The 17,087-nt window shown below is 66.1% G+C and carries 12 protein-coding genes; 5 read left to right on the forward strand and 7 right to left on the reverse strand.

Going from position 1 to position 17,087, the window contains the following annotated elements; translation table 11 throughout:
* Window positions 1–13: 13 nt before the first annotated feature.
* The 3 genes from QP552_RS00955 to QP552_RS00965 all read right to left on the reverse strand — a co-directional run bounded on the left by QP552_RS00955 (window position 14) and on the right by QP552_RS00965 (window position 3,498).
* Window positions 14–958 (reverse strand): IS481 family transposase, encoded by a 945-nt coding sequence (locus QP552_RS00955; protein WP_286074724.1) that lies wholly within the window; start codon window positions 956–958, stop codon window positions 14–16.
* A gap of 276 nt (window positions 959–1,234) precedes the next feature.
* Window positions 1,235–2,152: a LysR family transcriptional regulator gene (locus QP552_RS00960; protein WP_286074725.1), complete on the reverse strand. Its 918-nt coding sequence runs from the start codon at window positions 2,150–2,152 to the stop codon at window positions 1,235–1,237.
* A gap of 377 nt (window positions 2,153–2,529) precedes the next feature.
* Window positions 2,530–3,498, reverse strand: a complete 969-nt coding sequence (locus QP552_RS00965; protein ID WP_024956234.1) for a LysR family transcriptional regulator — start codon at window positions 3,496–3,498, stop codon at window positions 2,530–2,532.
* A 110-nt stretch (window positions 3,499–3,608) separates the two neighbouring features.
* Between QP552_RS00965 and aceB the strand changes: the two genes are divergently transcribed.
* The 4 genes from aceB (at window position 3,609) to QP552_RS00985 (ending at window position 10,562) form a co-directional block, all read left to right on the forward strand.
* Window positions 3,609–5,231 carry a malate synthase A gene (gene aceB, locus QP552_RS00970; protein ID WP_286074726.1) on the forward strand — a complete coding sequence of 541 codons (1,623 nt, stop codon included), beginning with the start codon at window positions 3,609–3,611 and terminating at the stop codon, window positions 5,229–5,231.
* Between the two features lie 64 nt (window positions 5,232–5,295).
* Window positions 5,296–6,597, forward strand: a complete 1,302-nt coding sequence (aceA, locus tag QP552_RS00975; RefSeq protein ID WP_111112488.1) for an isocitrate lyase — start codon at window positions 5,296–5,298, stop codon at window positions 6,595–6,597.
* 369 nt (window positions 6,598–6,966) lie between these two features.
* The gene (locus QP552_RS00980) at window positions 6,967–8,007 is read left to right on the forward strand and encodes a GGDEF domain-containing protein (protein ID WP_099551553.1); all 1,041 of its coding nucleotides are present in this window, start codon (window positions 6,967–6,969) and stop codon (window positions 8,005–8,007) included.
* Between the two features lie 17 nt (window positions 8,008–8,024).
* A complete protein-coding gene (locus QP552_RS00985) occupies window positions 8,025–10,562 on the forward strand; it encodes a putative peptide modification system cyclase (protein WP_111112489.1) in 2,538 nt (845 codons plus the stop codon).
* Here the strand turns inward: QP552_RS00985 and QP552_RS00990 are convergent.
* Window positions 10,535–10,840 (reverse strand): NHLP-related RiPP peptide, encoded by a 306-nt coding sequence (locus QP552_RS00990; RefSeq protein WP_106548770.1) that lies wholly within the window; start codon window positions 10,838–10,840, stop codon window positions 10,535–10,537. The two genes, QP552_RS00985 and QP552_RS00990, sit on opposite strands and share 28 nt — an antisense overlap.
* Window positions 10,841–10,982: 142 nt before the next feature.
* Between QP552_RS00990 and QP552_RS00995 the strand changes: the two genes are divergently transcribed.
* Window positions 10,983–12,152, forward strand: a complete 1,170-nt coding sequence (locus QP552_RS00995; RefSeq protein ID WP_286074727.1) for a putative peptide maturation dehydrogenase — start codon at window positions 10,983–10,985, stop codon at window positions 12,150–12,152.
* 21 nt (window positions 12,153–12,173) lie between these two features.
* Here QP552_RS00995 and QP552_RS01000 read toward each other — a convergent pair whose 3' ends face one another.
* Genes QP552_RS01000 through QP552_RS01010 form a run of 3 tightly spaced genes read right to left on the reverse strand, consistent with a single transcriptional unit; the run spans window position 12,174 to window position 16,982 of the window.
* Window positions 12,174–14,156, reverse strand: a complete 1,983-nt coding sequence (locus QP552_RS01000; RefSeq protein ID WP_111112491.1) for an acetyl/propionyl/methylcrotonyl-CoA carboxylase subunit alpha — start codon at window positions 14,154–14,156, stop codon at window positions 12,174–12,176.
* 41 nt (window positions 14,157–14,197) lie between these two features.
* On the reverse strand, window positions 14,198–15,808 hold the full coding sequence (locus tag QP552_RS01005) for a carboxyl transferase domain-containing protein (RefSeq protein WP_111112492.1): 1,611 nt from the start codon (window positions 15,806–15,808) through the stop codon (window positions 14,198–14,200).
* A 10-nt stretch (window positions 15,809–15,818) separates the two neighbouring features.
* Window positions 15,819–16,982, reverse strand: a complete 1,164-nt coding sequence (locus QP552_RS01010; RefSeq protein ID WP_111112493.1) for an isovaleryl-CoA dehydrogenase — start codon at window positions 16,980–16,982, stop codon at window positions 15,819–15,821.
* Between the last annotated feature and the right edge of the window lie 105 nt (window positions 16,983–17,087).

Consider the following 17,087-nt stretch of genomic DNA (forward strand, 5'->3'; position numbering starts at 1 on the left):
GCGCGGTAGTCGACTAACTGTGTAAACCCACCACGTTGTTCAGCAGGACTCTGGAAATAGGTGGCTGACCACCGATCCCCATGTGAGGGCGGTGCCAGTTGTAGTGGTGCAGCCATTGGGTCAGCACGGAATTGCGCTGGTCCGAGGAGGCGTATTCGCGGGCGTAGGCCCATTCACGCAGGCTGGTTTGGATGAAGCGCTCCGCTTTGCCGTTGGTGCGCGGGGTGTACGGTTTGGTCCGCATGTGCTTGATCCCAAGGGACTTAAGTAGCTTGGCGAATGCAGTGGAGCGATAGCACGCCCCGTTGTCGGTCAGAATTCGTTTGAAGGTGATTCCCAGGCTGGCGTAGTACTCCAAGGCACCAAGCAGTGCTTGGCAGGCCGTGTCCTTTTGTTCGTCGGGGTGAACGCTGCTGTAGGCGATGCGGGAGTGATCGTCGATAGCCACGTGCACGTAGCCCCAGCCTCCGCCACCGGCATTTCCTCGGCGCTTGGCGTCGGTTCTATGGCCCGGCCGCTGGAAGTTGCCCAGCTTCTTGATGTCCAGGTGTAGCAGCCCTCCGGGCTGATCGTATTCGTATCGGATGACCTCCTTAGGCGGATCCAGCCGGCACAAACGATTGAGGCCGTGGGCGCGCATCAGCCTGGAAATGGTGCTGTGGCCGATCCCCAAGGCTTTGGAGATGGTCAGATAGGTCTGCCGTTTACGGCGACACTCCTTGATCTGCTCGACCACCGGTGCAGATGTGGCATGTGGTGTCCGGTGAGGGCGTGAGCTGCGGTTTTCCAGTCCTGACACCCCCAATTCCCGGAATCGGGCCAGCCATTTGTAGGCCGTACGCACACTTACGCCGCATGCTTGGGCTGCTTCCTCTGGGCGCAGGCCCTCGTGGAGGATGCGGCGAACAAGAAGTGCTCGACTATGGACGGTCAAACGGGCATTTTTATGGGGGTTCATCCGGGCTCTTTGGGGTCTGGAGAGGTGTGGTAACCACCATTTTCCAAAGATGTCCCGGATGAACAACCTACAGAGAGATCACAACTAACAGTCGACTCTACCGGCGAACGCCCCGCGCAGCGGCGTGGCGAAATTGCGGATCAACGGCGTCACCCGCTCGCGGTGCCAGGCCAGCTGCACTTCCGATGGTGGTGGCGCCTGCCGAGGTAGAGTCGACTGTCAGTCGACTGCTCTTCAATCAGACCGCAAAAGCCCCGCGCTGCGCGCGATAGTCGACTAACAGTCGACTCTACCGGCGAACGCCCCGCGCAGCAGGGTGGCGAAATTGCGGATCAACGGCGTCACCCCTTCGCGACGCCACGCCAGCTGCACTTCCGAATGTGCGCCGGCGTCGGCCAGCGCCACGAAGCGCGCGCCTTCCACGCGGATGTGATCGCACGACGACGGCAGGATCGCCGCACCCAGGCCCGCGGCGGCCAGACTGATCAGCGTCGAGGCTTCACCCGCCTCCTGCACGATGCGCGGTGTGAATCCGGCAGCCGCGCACAACGCGATCATGTGGTCATGGATGCCCGCGCCGGCACTGCGGCGGAACGCCACGAACGGCTCCTGCGCGAAGTCGCGCAGCGACAGCGTGCCCTGCTTCGACAGCCTGCGCAGGGCAGGATGGTCGGCGTGCACGATCAACGCCAGTGGATCGACAAACAGGCTGTGCGCCACCAGTTCCGGGGGCAGCGCACGCTTGCGGATGATGCCCACATCCAGTGAGCCGTCGAGCAGCGCGTCGATCTGCTGCAGCGTGTTCATCTCGCTCAGCTGCAACCGCACCTGCGGATACTGCTGGCGGTAATGCAGGATCGAACGCGGAATCTGTGGCGACAGCGGCGTGGCGCGGGTCAGGCCGATATGCAGCTCACCCTGCTCGCCGCGCTGCGCACGCTGCACCTCATCCACCGCGGTTTCCACCTGCTGCACGATGGCGCGTGCACGTTCCTGCAGCAACTCGCCTGCAGGCGTCAGCTGCACGCGGCGATGGCTTCGTACGAACAGGCGTGCACCGATCAGGTCTTCCAGCTGGCGGATCTGCTGGCTGAGCGGCGGTTGCGACATCCCCAGCCGCTCGGCCGCCTGGCCGAAGTGCAGCGTATCGGCGACGGCAAGGAAGTAACGCAGGTGGCGGAGTTCGATGGGCATGGGGCCAGTCTATTCATCGCCAGCCGTAAATGGGTCGGAAGTGGGGTCAGATCCCGTTGCGCAGCGGCGGGCTCTGACCCCGGTAGATCGAAGGCATCCACGCATGGCGTGGATCTACTGTGTCGACCAAGGTCGACACCCACCCAGAGCAGGCCATGTCATCCAGACAGACTGCGCAAAACTGTCGAAGGCGGGGTGGGTCCGGTTGTGGGGGTGTCCGCGGCATGGATGCCGCGGCCAAGCCCCCAAGGACGGGTTTACGGCGTCCCCCGCTACCGGACCCATCCCCCATCACACGGATAGCTCGCTGTTGCTGTTGCTTCGGCTGTTGCTCTGGCCTCTGCAGGTGCAGGGCGGCAGCCCTGCCCAACAACCCCTCACCGCTCGGAATGCCCGCTCTGGTCGTAATCGCGCGGACTGAACAACTCCGGCTGGATCAGCTCGATGAATGCCCGCGCCTGCGCTGACAACGCTTTGCCGCGCCGCACGATCACCCCGTAACTGCGTTCCGGGAACCAGCGCTTCATCGACCGCGCCGCCAGCCGCTCGCGGTCGGCCTCGTTCAGGCACAGCGCCGGCACGATGGAAATGCCCATGCCCATCGCCACGTACTGTTTGATCACCTCCCAGCCGCCGACCTCCAGCGCCACCGTGTAGGCGATGCGGTGGCGCTGGAAGACCTGGTCGACCAGCCGGTAGGTGATCTGCCGCTTCGGCGGCAGCACCAGCGGGTAGCGCGCAATGTCGGCCAGCTCCAGCTCGCCGCCACTGGCCAGCGGATGATCGTGCGGTGCGATCAGCACCTGCTCGAAGCGGTAGGCCGGGGCGTAGCTCAGGTCGGCCGGCACATCGGTCATCGAACCGATCGCCAGGTCGGCGGCATCCTCGCGCAGCAGGTCGGTGCCGTCGGCGCTGATCGCGTTGTGCAGGGTCAGGCGCACGTCCGGGTGATGCAGGCGGAAGCGTTCGACGATCTTCGGCAGCAGGTACAGGATGGTGGAACTGTTGGCGGCGATGTTCAGTTCGCCCGCGTCCAGGCCGCGCACCTTGTCGCGGAAACGCGCCTCCAGCCCATCCAGGTTCTCCACCAGTGGCTGCGCCATTTCATACAACAGCTGGCCCTCACGGCTGGGCACCAGGCGCCGCCCACTGCGCTCGAAAAGCGGCACCCCCAACTCACGCTCCAGCGCCTGCAACTGCAGGCTGATGGCCGGCTGGCTGACGAACAGCGCCTCAGCAGCCCGTGAGACCGAACCCAGGCGCACCGTCTGGCAGAACGCGCGCAGCGGCTTCAACCGGTCGGATTTGTAGGAAAAACGAGGACTTGGCGAAGGGCGCGTGGTCATGGCGTCACAAGTATTAGCACAATTTATGTAGAGCATTGCAAAAACTGTTTTGCCAAATACTCAGCCCCGGCGGCACCGTGGAGACGTTCCCCCATCGCTGGAGTCGCCCCATGTCCGCCGTCGCTTCCGCTGTTCCCACCCCTGCCAGCAAGGCTACCCCCGGCATCGCCCTGGCGACCCGCGTGGCCGGCCAGGACACCGTGCTGCCGGCGCCGCTGCTGGCCCTGCTGGTGTCGCTGCACCGCGCGGTGGAACCGGGCCGGCAGGCACGGCTGCAGGCCCGCCGCGAGCGCCAGGCATTCTTCGACCAGGGCGGCCTGCCGGATTTCCGCGAAGACACTGCCGCCATCCGCAGCGGCGACTGGACCGTCGCGCCGCTGCCGGCCGCGTTGCAGGACCGCCGCGTCGAGATCACCGGCCCGACCGATCCGAAGATGGTCATCAACGCGCTGAACTCCGGCGCCAAGGTGTTCATGGCCGACTTCGAGGATTCGACCTCGCCGACCTGGCGCAACCTGCTGGCGGGTCAGCAGTCGCTGGCGGCGGCGGTGCGCGGTGATCTGGAATACACGGCACCCAATGGCAAGCACTACAGCCTGCGTCCCTACGACGAGCAGGCGGTGCTGATCGTGCGCCCGCGCGGCTGGCACCTGGACGAAAAGCACGTGGCGATTGACGGCCAGCCGCTGGCCGGTGGCCTGTTCGACGCGGCGGTGTTCGCCTTCCACAACGCCCGCGCCCTGCAGGGCAAGGACCGCGGCCCGTACTTCTACCTGCCCAAGCTGCAGAGCATGGAGGAGGCGGCGCTGTGGGAGACCGCGCTGTCGCACATCGAAGGCATGCTCGGCCTGCCGCACGGCCAGATCAAGGTGACCGTGCTGATCGAAACACTGCCGGCGGTGTTCGAGATGGACGAGATCCTGCACGCGCTGCGTGACCGCATCGTCGGCCTGAACTGCGGGCGCTGGGATTACATCTTCTCGTACCTGAAGACCTTCCGCCGCCACGCCGACCGCGTGCTGCCCGAGCGCGGCCAGGTGACCATGACCCAGCCGTTCCTGAAGGCGTACTCGGAACTGCTGATCCAGACCTGCCATCGCCGTGGTGCGCATGCGATGGGCGGCATGGCCGCGCAGATCCCGATCAACAACGATGCCGCCGCCAACGAACAGGCGATGGCCCGGGTGCGCGCCGACAAGCTGCGCGAAGTCAGCGCCGGCCATGACGGTACCTGGGTCGCGCACCCGGCGCTGATTCCGGTGGCGATGGCGATCTTCGACGAGCACATGCCCACCGCGAACCAGCACAGCGTGCTGCGCCAGGATGTGCGCGTCGGCCGCGACGAACTGATCGCGCGTCCGCCGGGCACCATCACCCGCGCCGGTTTCGAAGGCAACGTGGAAGTCTGCGTGCGCTATCTGGCGGCGTGGCTGGATGGCAACGGCTGCGTGCCGATCCATCACCTGATGGAGGACGCGGCCACCGCCGAGATCAGCCGCAGCCAGCTGTGGCAGTGGCTGCATACGCCGGGCCAGCAACTGGACGATGGCACCGCGATCGACCTGGCCCTGCTGGATTCCACGCTGGCGCAGCTGCCGGCGCGGCTGGGCGATACCGCCGCGCTGCCCGGTGGCGCACGCATCAGCGAAGCCATCGCGCTGCTGGCCGAACTGAGCCGCAGCAACGAACTGACCGATTTCCTGACCCTGCCGGCCTACGCGCGCATCGACTGACTGACTGCCCGCAATCCCGCCGTTTCCCTCCCCGCTGCACGCACGAACCGAACTGGAGAAAGACATGAGCAAGCTGCCCACTGCCGAACAGATCCAGCACGACTGGGACACCAACCCGCGCTGGGAAGGCATCAAGCGCAACTACAGCGCCGCTGACGTGGTGCGCCTGCGCGGCACCGTCCACATCGAGCATTCGCTGGCCCGCCTGGGCGCGGAGAAGCTGTGGGCATCGCTGCATGAGCGCGAGTTCGTCAACGCGCTGGGTGCCCTGACCGGCAACCAGGCCATGCAGCAGGTCAAGGCCGGGCTGAAGGCGATCTACCTGTCCGGCTGGCAGGTGGCGGCCGATGCCAACCTGGCCGGCCAGATGTATCCGGACCAGTCGCTGTACCCTGCCGATTCGGTGCCGGCGGTGGTCAAGCGCATCAACAACACGCTGCTGCGCGCCGACCAGCTGCACCACGCCGAAGGCAAGGATGACATCGACTTCCTGCAGCCGATCGTGGCCGATGCCGAGGCCGGTTTCGGCGGCGTGCTCAACGCGTTCGAGCTGATGAAGGCGATGATCGAGGCCGGCGCCGCCGGCGTGCATTTCGAGGACCAGCTGGCCTCGGTGAAGAAGTGCGGCCACATGGGCGGCAAGGTGCTGGTGCCGACCCGAGAGGCGATCGAGAAGCTCAACGCCGCGCGCCTGGCTGCCGACGTGCTGGGCGTGCCGACCCTGCTGGTGGCGCGTACCGACGCCGAAGCCGCCGACTTGCTGACCAGCGACATCGATGGCAACGACAAGCCCTTTGCCACCGGCGAGCGCACCGTGGAAGGCTTCTACAAGACCCGCAATGGCCTGGACCAGGCGATCAGCCGCGGCCTGGCCTACGCGCCCTATGCCGACCTGGTGTGGTGCGAGACCGGCAAGCCGGACCTGGAGTTCGCGCGGAAGTTCGCCGAGGCGATCCACGCGAAGTTCCCCGGCAAGCTGCTGGCGTACAACTGCTCGCCCAGCTTCAACTGGAAGAAGAACCTGGACGACGCAACGATCGCGAAGTTCCAGCGCGAGCTGGGCAGCTACGGCTACAAGTTCCAGTTCATCACCCTGGCCGGCTTCCACGCGCTGAACTACGGCATGTTCAACCTGGCCCACGGCTATGCACGCCGCCAGATGAGCGCCTTCGTGGAACTGCAGGAGGCCGAGTTCGAAGCGGCCGAGCGTGGCTTCACCGCGGTCAAGCACCAGCGCGAGGTCGGCACCGGCTACTTCGATGCCGTGACCCAGGCGATCCAGCAGGGCCAGTCGTCGACTACCGCGTTGACCGGTTCGACAGAAGAAGAGCAGTTCCACGGCGGCCGCAGCGAACGCGCCGCCTGACCGTTACTGCCGGCCAGCGGCCGGCTCTACCGCAGCCTCGAAATACGATCAGGGTGGCCAGGGAAGGGCCAGACAACGCCGGCCGGTCGGGGGACCTGCCGGCGTTGTTGTATCGGTGGAAACGCGATGAACGCGTGCAGCGTCAATCCGGCGCACCCCACAGCCCGGCAACTTGGCCGAAACCCTGTGAAGGTGGCCATCAGATTGATCCGGAACGACTTTTCCCTGGACCGTGGCGGGCAGAACGGCCACCGCGCGCCTTCACATCGGGAAAGCGGGCCACAAGGCTCAAAATGAGATAGGGCGCACATTTTAAAGCGGTGCTATGCTCCGCGGCTCACCAGGGGACGCTGGCGGCGGGTGCAGGGAATGACCGGCAGGGGTGCGGCCGAGAACAGTGATGTGACGTCAGGTATCGCCCGGGTGGCGATGGCCGAGATCGTGCATGCGCTGCTGTCCGATGCCGAGGTCGCATTGTTCGCCAGATTTGCCCGTCCATGCAAGCTTCATGCCGGACAGTGGCTGTTCCAGCGCGGGCATCGTGGCGAGCGCATGTACGTGATCCTGGAAGGCCAGATCGAACTGGACTTCGGCGAGGACCTGGTGATCAAGACCCTCGGGCAGCAGGAGTTCTTCGGTGAGCTGGGCCTGCTGGTGGGTGATCACCCGCGCAGCGCCAGTGCGCGCGCCCTGGTGGACTGCGAGGTGCTTGAGCTGGGGCCCGCCGACTTCCATCGCCTGGTCGAATCCGATCCGGGCCTGGTCGCCTACTTCCTGCGCCGCACGATCATGCGTGTGCTGACCAACGAACAGGCCCTGATCAGCCAGCTGCGCCGGCGCAACCATGACCTGGAAACCGCGCTGGACAACCTGTACATCACCACCCACCAGCTGACCCACACCCGTGAGCTGGTGCGTACCGATGAACTGACCGGACTGCACAACCGCCGTGGCCTCACCCTGTACCTGCAGGAATGCCGCGCAGATGGCAGTGGGCTGCCGCAGGCGCTGCTGCTGATCGACTGCGACCGCTTCAAGCAGATCAATGACCGCCATGGCCACCAGGCCGGCGATCGCGTGCTGCAGAGCATGGGCAACATCCTGCGCTCGATGGCCGGCGAGCAGGACCTGACCTGCCGGCTCGGCGGTGACGAGTTCTGCCTGATCCTGCGTCGTGGCAACCACGAGATCGTGCAGCACGCGGCCGAGTTCATTCTCAGCGCGGTACACGGCCTGCTCGAACGCAGCCACGGCACGCCGCACGTCAGCCTGGTCAGCATCGGCGCCAGCCTGCTGGACCCGGATGCGGGCTGGAGCGAGTGGTACGCCAGCGCGGACCGTGCGCTGTACCAGGCCAAGCGTGATGGTGGCAACTGCCTGCGTTGGGCAGACGCAGTGGACTCACCCTAGATCGGGAGACAGAGGCGATGAATGGCGACAACGGAACGTCGGCGCCGCACAACCAGCAACTGCGCGCCCTGCTGTTCACTGACCTGTGTGACTCGCTGCTGCTGGTCGAACGCATCGGCGATGTCGCTGCCGCCGAACTGTTCCAGGAACACGACCGGCTGGTGCTGGTGCTGCAGCAGCGCTGGAACGGCCAGCTGATCGATCGCTCCGACGGGTTGTTCATGCTGTTCGAGCGCCCGATCGACGCGCTTGGCTTCGCATTGGATTACCAGCGCGGGTTGCAGCCGCTGGGGCAGAGACACGAGATCCATCTGCAGGCGCGGGCCGGTCTGCATGTGGGCGATGTGCTCACCTGGGAGAACAGCGCCGAGGCAGTGCGGGCTGGCGCCAAGGCGATTGAAGTCGAAGGCCTGGCCAAGCCGACGGCGGCGCGCTTGATGCAGTTGGCAAGGCCGGGCCAGATCCTGCTTTCGGCGGTGGCCGAATCCATCGTGCGTCGCTCCAGTGGGTCGCTGGGCGCGATGGCTGAGGGCCTGCAATGGCGATCATTCGGGCGCTGGCGCTTCAAGGGTGTGAGCCAGCCTGCCGAAGTCTATGGCGTGCAGGCGGCGGGCATGCCCACGCCGGGGCGGCTGCGGCACACGGCCAAGGCCCGGCGTGATCTTCCGTTGTGGCGCCGTCCACTGGCGATGGCGGCGCAGGCCGCTGTGCTGCTGGCTGCAGTGCTTGGCGTCTGGTTGCTGACCCGGCCACAGCCGGCCATCGCGTTCGCTGAACGCGATTGGGTGGTGCTCGGCGGGCTGCATAACCTTACCGGCAATCGCCTGCTTGATGACGCCCTGGACCAGGCGTTCCGGATCAGTCTCGAGCAGTCCCGCTACGTCAACGTCGTCAGTGACGATCGCGTCGGCCGCACCCTTGAGATGATGCGGAAACCGCTGGATGGCGGCGTCCGCGAACGCGGCGATGCCGCCGCTGTTGCGGTACGCACGGGCGCCCGCCTGGTGTTCGTGCCATCGGCTACCGATATCGGCGGCCGCACCCGCTTCAGCGTGGAGGTGGTCGAGCCGTCGACGCTGCGCACCCTGGCCGTGGTATCCGCCGATGCGAAGGCGGGTGCGGTACTGGCGGCGGTGGACGATGTTTCGCGCCAGCTGCGCGATCGCCTGGGCGAAGAGCCCGCATTGATCCAGCGCGACAGCCAATCCCTGCCGGAGGTGACCACGGGCAGCATGGATGCGTTGCGTGCTTTTGCCTTGGGCCAGAAGCGCTACAGCCGCGGAGATTTCAACGGAGCGATGGCGTTCTTCGGGCAGGCGATCCAGGTCGATCCTGAGTTCGCCCTGGCATGGCTGGGCCAAGCCCGCTGTCGCTTCGCCATGATGAACTACCACGATGCCAAGCGTCTGCTGGAAGAGGCCGACCGTCGATCAGGACACCTTACGCCACGCGAGCGCCTGTATGTGCAGAACTGGGCGCTGCAGATCGGTGATCCGGATCGTGCCACCGATGGCTGGGCGCGCATGGCAGAGCTGTATCCGGATTACATGCCTGCAAGCTACAACGCCGGCCTGAATCTTTTCCACGAGAACCGCCTTGCCGAGGCCCTGGCGCTTTCCAAGCGCGTTGCACAAAGCAGGGTCGAGCTGCCTGAGATCGCACAGGACCAGTACGGCCGCGCCTTGCTGGCCAGCGAGCGCTACGCAGAGGCTGACATCGCGTTCAGCCGTGCCGCCAGCAATGGTTGGGAAGGTGCATTGATGCGCCAGGCAACGGTGGCGGCAGCGCGTGCCGAGTTCGAGAAGGCCAATGCGTTGCTTGGGCGGATCGACCCAAACAACTTCCATGCTGGTAATTTCGCCACCACGATTGCGCTTGACCAAGGCGACGTCGAGGGCGCCATCAAGCTCGCCGAACAGGGGAGGATGCTTGCCGCACGGCGCCAGGGCATGGATCGGTACAACTTCGACATGCCCCTGGCCGTCGCCTACATGATGGCCGGCAGAAAGTCGAAAGCCTTGATGGTGGCGCGCGCGTCCGCGACGGCGCCGTTCGCAGAGCTGAGTGGCGAACCGGCGGTGGAAATAGTGGATCGTCTGGTTGCAGCACATGCGGCAGCCTTGCTGGCACTGAGACTGGGTGATGACGCACCGGCCAGGGCGGTCCAGGCCCGGATGAAGGCGCTTCAGGATCTTCCTGATAGCAGTGTGTTACGCCAGTACGTCACCCTGTTGGCCGGGCGGATGATGCAGCATGAGGGCAAGCCCCAAGCCGGGCTGGACCTGCTCGTACCGCTGCTGAAGAAGCAGCCACGCCTGCAGGTACGGCTGGCAGTGCGTGACCTGGCGCTGGAGGCAGGGCTGAAGGATGTTGCTCAGGAGCAGACGCGCTGGCTGCGTGATCGCCCCGGATTTGCATACGCGGAAGCGCAATGCAGCTTCTGCCTGCAGGCACTGAATGTAGTGGATGTGAGGAGGCTCATGGCGGCGCCGGCAAGCGAGGCTGCCGACACCGTGGCCTCGGTGCCTCAGCGCAGCGTTCGCGGCGAGCCGTAACCGTCCTCAAGCATCGGCACGGAGTAGCCGGTACCACTGGTCAGCATGGCGATGATCTGGTCTTCGGCCTGTGCGATGACGTCCTTCTCCGCCAGGCAGATGTTCTTGCAGCAATCCTGGACGAACTGCTGAAGATCAGCCGGGTCGGATGGAACGTGTCCAGCCAGCAGTATCGCGGCGGCCGTGTCGGTGGCGAAGAGCTGGCGGAAGGTGTCATCGGTGGCGAGGCGCTGAACCAGCGTCCTGGCGACCGGCAGCGAGAGCGTCAACGTGGGCATTGTGTCCTGCATCCATGGAGTGTCGAGGGGCAGTGGTGATGTCGGCCTGGCAAACCGGTTCTTGAGAGAGTAGAGCGGAAGATGTAAAGGAATCGGGTCGCGGTTCGATAACGTGGATTCACGATGAAGGAAGGCTGATCCGATGGATGTCAGGCGCTGCGCGATCGTAGTGGTACAGCCCACCGAGCAGATCCGGTTTGAGCTTGAAGGCCTGCTGCGCGGTAGTGATGGCCTGGTGCGCACGCTTGCCTGGGAGGCACTCGCCCCTCACCTGGATGCGCCGGTGGTGCTGGACGCCACGGCACAGGCACTGCTGGGAAGCCTGAGCCCAAGTGCATGGACCACGCTTGAGGCAGAGAAAGCCTGTTCACCTGCGATGGACCTGCTGATTGCCAGCGGCCTGGTGTTGACCCGCGGACAGGATGACGATGTTGCCGCTCGTGATGAGCGGCTGCGTGCAACGCATTGGCACCCGCTGGCTGCGGTCATGCATGCCTTCTCACGCTGGGAGGATGTTGACGCCGTTCGCAACATGCGTGAATCACAGATCGAAACCGCCTCGCAGATGCGCAGGACATTGGGAGCGCCCCCACCGCACGCTGCCGCTGCCGAAGCAGGGTTGGTACCACTGCCGCCTCAGCAGTCCAACGATTTCGACGCACTGCTGGCGCGGCGCGTCACCTGCCGGAACTTCGATGTCACCCGATCACTGCCACTGCCCCTGCTGAGCCAGATGCTGCAGCGGGCATTCGGCAGCAGCAGCTGCCAGCGAGAAGGCGATGATCTGGTGTTCCTGAAGAAGAACGTACCCTCAGGCGGCGGACTGCATCCTGTCGAAGCCTACGTGCTGGTGCGCAATGTCGATGGGCTTGCTGCCGGCATGTATCTCTATCGAGCGCAGGGCCACGGACTGATGCCGATTGATTGCCCCGTGGCCATCGATCGCGACTTCGTGATGTCCATGGTCGGGCAGCAGCACTGGTTTGCGGATGCGCATGTGCTGGTGATCCTGGCCCCGCGTTTCAACAGGACGTACTGGAAGTATCGCCAGCATGGGAAAAGCTATCGGGTTGTCGCGATGGAGGCGGGACATCTATCGCAGACGCTGTATCTGGCGGCCACGGATGCCGGCCTGGGAGCATTCATTACTGCGGCGATCAACGAAAAGCCGATCGAGCGGGCCCTGGGCCTGGACACGATCAATGAGGGGGTGCTCGCGGTCTGCGGTTTCGGATGGCGTGCATCACGGATGACGACCAGCGAGCTGGACCCGGCAGGCGTGATCTGGAACCTTGAAGACCGCGCGGGCTGACCCCGCGCGGCCTCTGCTGCATCACGCCGCTTCGAAGTCCACCAGCACCGCGCCATCACCCACCTGGTCGCCGGCCTTGGCGCGGTAGCCCTTCACCGTGCCGTCGGCGGGTGCCTGCAGGGTGTGCTCCATCTTCATCGCTTCCAGCACCACCAGCGGGGTGCCGCGCTTGACCTCGGTGCCGGCGGCGACCAGCGTGGCGACGATCTTGCCCGGCATCGGCGCCAGCAGGCTTCCCGCATCGGCCACGGCGTGGTCCGATTCGCCCACGGGATCATGCAGGGTGAAACGGTGCTGGCCGTCGGCGCCGAACAGGTACAGCTGGTCGCCTTCGCGCAGCAGCTGCAGTGACCAGCGGCGCTCGCCCAGCTGCACGGTCAGATGCTGTGCATCGGCCATGCCGATCACCTGCACCGGTGCTGCGTCGTCGCACTGCACGCGCCAGCCATGGGCCTGCGGCCACACCTTCAGCGTGTGCCGGCGCTCGCCCTGCTGCAGCGGCAGCACGCGCGGGGCGGATGCGCCGAGGCGCCAGCCGTCCTGTGCCTGCCATGGCGAATGCGGGTCGCGGGCATCGGTGATGGCTCCTGCGGTGCTGGTCACGGCGGCCACCGCTGCCAGCAGCCACAGTGCATCCTCGCTGTCGCCGACTACGCTCAACGCCGTCTGTTCGCGTTCGATCAGCGCGGTATCCAGCTTGGCGTGGGTGAACGAATCGGTGTTCACCAGCCGGCGCAGGAAGCTGGCATTGGTGGTCACGCCTACCACCTGGCAGTCGGCCAGTGCCTGGCTCATGCGGCGCAGCGCGGCATCGCGGTCCACGTCCCAGACGATCAGCTTGGCGATCATCGGGTCGTAGTACGGGGTGATGCTGTCGCCTTCCTCCACGCCGGTATCCACGCGCACGTTGGCCGACGGCGTCGGCAGGCGCAGGCGGCGCAGGGTGCCGGTGGAGGGCAGGAAGCCACGATCGGCATCCTCGGCGTACAGCCGCGCTTCGATTGCGTGGCCGTGGATGGCCAGCTGTTCCTGGCGCAACGGCAACGGTTGGCCCGAAGCCACGCGCAGCTGCCACTCCACCAGGTCGGTGCCGGTGATGTACTCGGTGACCGGGTGCTCGACCTGCAGGCGGGTGTTCATTTCCATGAAGTAGAAATCGCCGTCCGGGCCAGCGATGAACTCCACAGTGCCCGCACCCTCATAGCCCACCGCGCGCGCGGCATCGACCGCGGCCTTGCCCATCGCCGCACGACGCTCGGCACTCATGCCCGGCGCAGGTGCTTCTTCCAGCACCTTCTGGTGGCGGCGCTGCACCGAGCAGTCGCGCTCGAACAGGTACACCGCCTCACCGTGGCTGTCGCCGAAGACCTGGATCTCGATGTGGCGCGGGCGCTCGACGTACTTCTCGACCAGCACGTGGTCGTTGCCGAACGCCGAGGCCGCCTCGCGCTGGCAGCTGGCCAGTGCATCGACGAAGTCCTCGCTGCGCTCGACCTTGCGCATGCCCTTGCCGCCGCCGCCAGCGCTGGCCTTGATCAGCACCGGGTAACCGATGGCATCGGCCTGCGCGCGCAGGAAGTCCGGTGCCTGCTGGTCGCCGTGGTAGCCCGGGGTCAGCGGCACGCCGGCCTTGGCCATCAGCGCCTTGGCCGCGCTCTTGTCACCCATCGCGCGGATGGCGCTGGCCGGCGGGCCGATGAAGGTGATGCCGGCGGCGGCGCAGGCGTCGGCGAAGTCGGCATTCTCGGACAGGAAGCCGTAGCCGGGGTGGATGGCCTGCGCGCCGGTCGCGCGTGCGGCATCGAGCAGGGCATCGCCGCGCAGGTAACTCTCGCGCGCGGCGGCCGGACCGATGTGGATGGCTTCGTCGGCCAGCCGGACGTGACGCGCGTTGCGGTCGGCATCGGAATACACCGCCACGGTGGCGATGCCGAGGCGGCGGCAGGTGGCGATGACGCGGCAGGCGATCTCGCCGCGGTTGGCGATCAGGACTTTGGTGAACATGGCAACGGGCTTCATGGGAGCGTGCTCGGTCATGGCATGGGTTACATGCGGAACACGCCGAAGCGCGTCTGCTGCGGAGCGGCGTTGAGGCTGGCCGACAGCGCCAGGGCCAGTACGCGGCGGGTGTCGGCCGGATCGATCACGCCGTCGTCCCACAGGCGCGCGCTGGCGTAATACGGGTGGCCCTGCTGTTCGAACTGCTCGCGGATCGGTGCCTTGAACGCGTCTTCCTCCGCTGCCGGCCACTGCCCGCCCTTGGCTTCGATGCCATCGCGCTTGACCGTGGCCAGCACGCTGGCCGCCTGCTCGCCGCCCATCACGCCGATGCGCGCGTTCGGCCACATCCACAGGAAGTTGGGCGAATAGGCGCGGCCACACATGCCGTAATTGCCGGCACCGAACGAACCGCCGATGACCACGGTGAACTTGGGCACCTTGGCGCAGGCCACCGCCATCACCAGCTTGGCACCGTCCTTGGCGATGCCGCCCTGTTCGTACTTGCGGCCGACCATGAAGCCGGTGATGTTCTGCAGGAACACCAGCGGGATGTTGCGCTGGGTGCACAGTTCGATGAAGTGCGCACCCTTCAGTGCCGACTCGGAGAACAGGATGCCGTTGTTGGCGATGATGCCGATCGGGTAGCCGTTCAGATGGGCGAAGCCGGTGACCAGCGTTGCGCCGTAGCGCGGCTTGAACTCGTCGAAGCGCGAGCCATCGACCAGCCGTGCGATCACTTCGCGCACGTCGTAGGGTTTGCGCGTGTCGGCGGGAATCACGCCATACAGTTCATGCGCCGGCAGCAGCGGTTCCTCGGGCGCCTGCACCGCCATCGCCGGTTCCGGCTTGCGCCAGTTCAGCTGCGCGATGATCGTGCGTACCCGCGCCAGCGCCTGCAGGTCGTTGTCGGCCATGTGGTCGGCCACGCCGGAAATGCGCGTGTGCACGTCGGCACCGCCCAGTTCTTCGGCGGTCACCACTTCACCGGTGGCCGCCTTCACCAGCGGCGGGCCGCCCAGGAAGATGGTGCCCTGCTCGCGCACGATCACCGTCTCGTCGCTCATCGCCGGCACGTAGGCGCCGCCGGCGGTGCAGCTGCCCATCACGCAGGCGATCTGCGGAATGCCCTGCGCCGACAGGTTGGCCTGGTTGTAGAAGATGCGGCCGAAATGGTCGCGGTCGGGGAAGACTTCATCCTGCAGCGGCAGGAACGCGCCGCCGGAGTCGACCAGGTAGATGCAGGGCAGGTGGTTCTGCTCGGCGATCTCCTGCGCGCGCAGGTGCTTCTTCACCGTCATCGGGTAGTAGGTGCCGCCCTTGACCGTGGCGTCGTTGGCCACGATCACGCATTCCACGCCGCTCACGCGGCCGATGCCGGCTACCACGCCAGCGGCAGGCACGGCGTCTTCATACATGCCGTGCGCGGCCAGCGGCGCGATTTCCAGGAAGGCGCTGCCGGGGTCGAGCAGGGCGTCGATGCGGTCGCGCACCAGCAGCTTGCCGCGTGCGGTGTGCTTGGCGCGTGCCGCCTCGTTGCCGCCCAGTGCAGTGCGGGCAAGCGTGGCGTGCAGGTCATCAACCACGGCCTGCATGGCCGCGCGGTTGGCTTCAAAGGTATCGCTGCCCGGTTGCAGCTGGCTGTTCAGGACGGTCATCGCGGTGGCCTTACAGGGTGCGCTGGAACAGTTCGCGGCCGATCAGCATGCGGCGGATCTCCGAGGTGCCGGCGCCGATTTCATACAGCTTGGCGTCGCGCCACAAACGGCCGGTCGGGTATTCGTTGATGTAGCCGTTGCCGCCCAGGATCTGGATCGCCTGGCCGGTCAGCCAGGTGGCCTTCTCGGCGGCGTACAGGATGGCACCGGCGGCGTCCTGGCGGGTGGTGCGGCCCTGGTCGCAGGCGCGCGCCACGGCATACACATAGGCGCGGCAGGCGCCGAGGCCCACGTACATGTCGGCGATCTTGGCCTGGATCAGCTGGAAGCTGCCGATCGCCTCGCCGAACTGGTGGCGCTCGTGCACGTACGGCATCACCACGTCCATGGCGGCGGCCATCAGGCCCAGCGGGCCGCCGGACAGCACCACGCGCTCGTAGTCCAGGCCGGACATCAGCACGCGCACGCCGCCACCGACCTGGCCGAGCACGTTCTCTTCCGGCACTTCGCAGTCCTGGAACACCAGCTCGCAGGTGGGCGAGGAACGCATGCCCAGCTTGTCCAGCTTCTGCGCGGTGGAGAAGCCCTTCATGCCCTTCTCGACCAGGAAGGCGGTGATGCCCTTGGCGCCTGCCTCCATGTCGGTCTTGGCATAGACCACCAGCACGTCGGCATCCGGGCCGTTGGTGATCCACATCTTGTTGCCGTTGAGCACGTAGCGGTCGCCACGCTTGTCGGCGCGCAGCTTCATCGACACTACGTCCGAACCGGCACCCGGTTCGCTCATCGCCAGCGCGCCCACCTTGGCGCCGCTGCACAGGTCGGGCAGGAAGCGCTGCTTCTGTTCCTCGTTGCCGTTCTTGCGCAGCTGGTTCACGCACAGGTTGGAGTGCGCGCCATAGGACAGGCCGATGCCGCCGGAGGCGCGCGAGATTTCTTCCATCGCCACCACGTGGGCCAGGTAACCCATGCCGGTGCCGCCGTATGCTTCCTCCACGGTCAGGCCGAGCAGGCCCTGTTCGCCCAGCTTGGGCCACAGGGCCAGCGGGAACTGGTTGGTGGCATCGGCCTCGGCGGCCAGCGGTGCGACCTCGGCGGCGGCAAAATGGGACACGCTCTGGCGCAGCAGGTCGATGTCTTCGCCAAGATCGAAGTTCAGGGATGGCACGTGCATTGTGGTGGCTCCACGGCGGGATGGCAGGAAATGGACGCACCCGGCGGGGGAGCGGGCGGCGGTCTGCAGGACCGCTGCCCGCACGGGCGATTGGACCCCAGCGTA

It is taken from the genome of Stenotrophomonas sp. 59, from assembly GCF_030291095.1.
Taxonomy (GTDB): Bacteria; Pseudomonadota; Gammaproteobacteria; order Xanthomonadales; family Xanthomonadaceae; genus Stenotrophomonas; species Stenotrophomonas maltophilia_Q.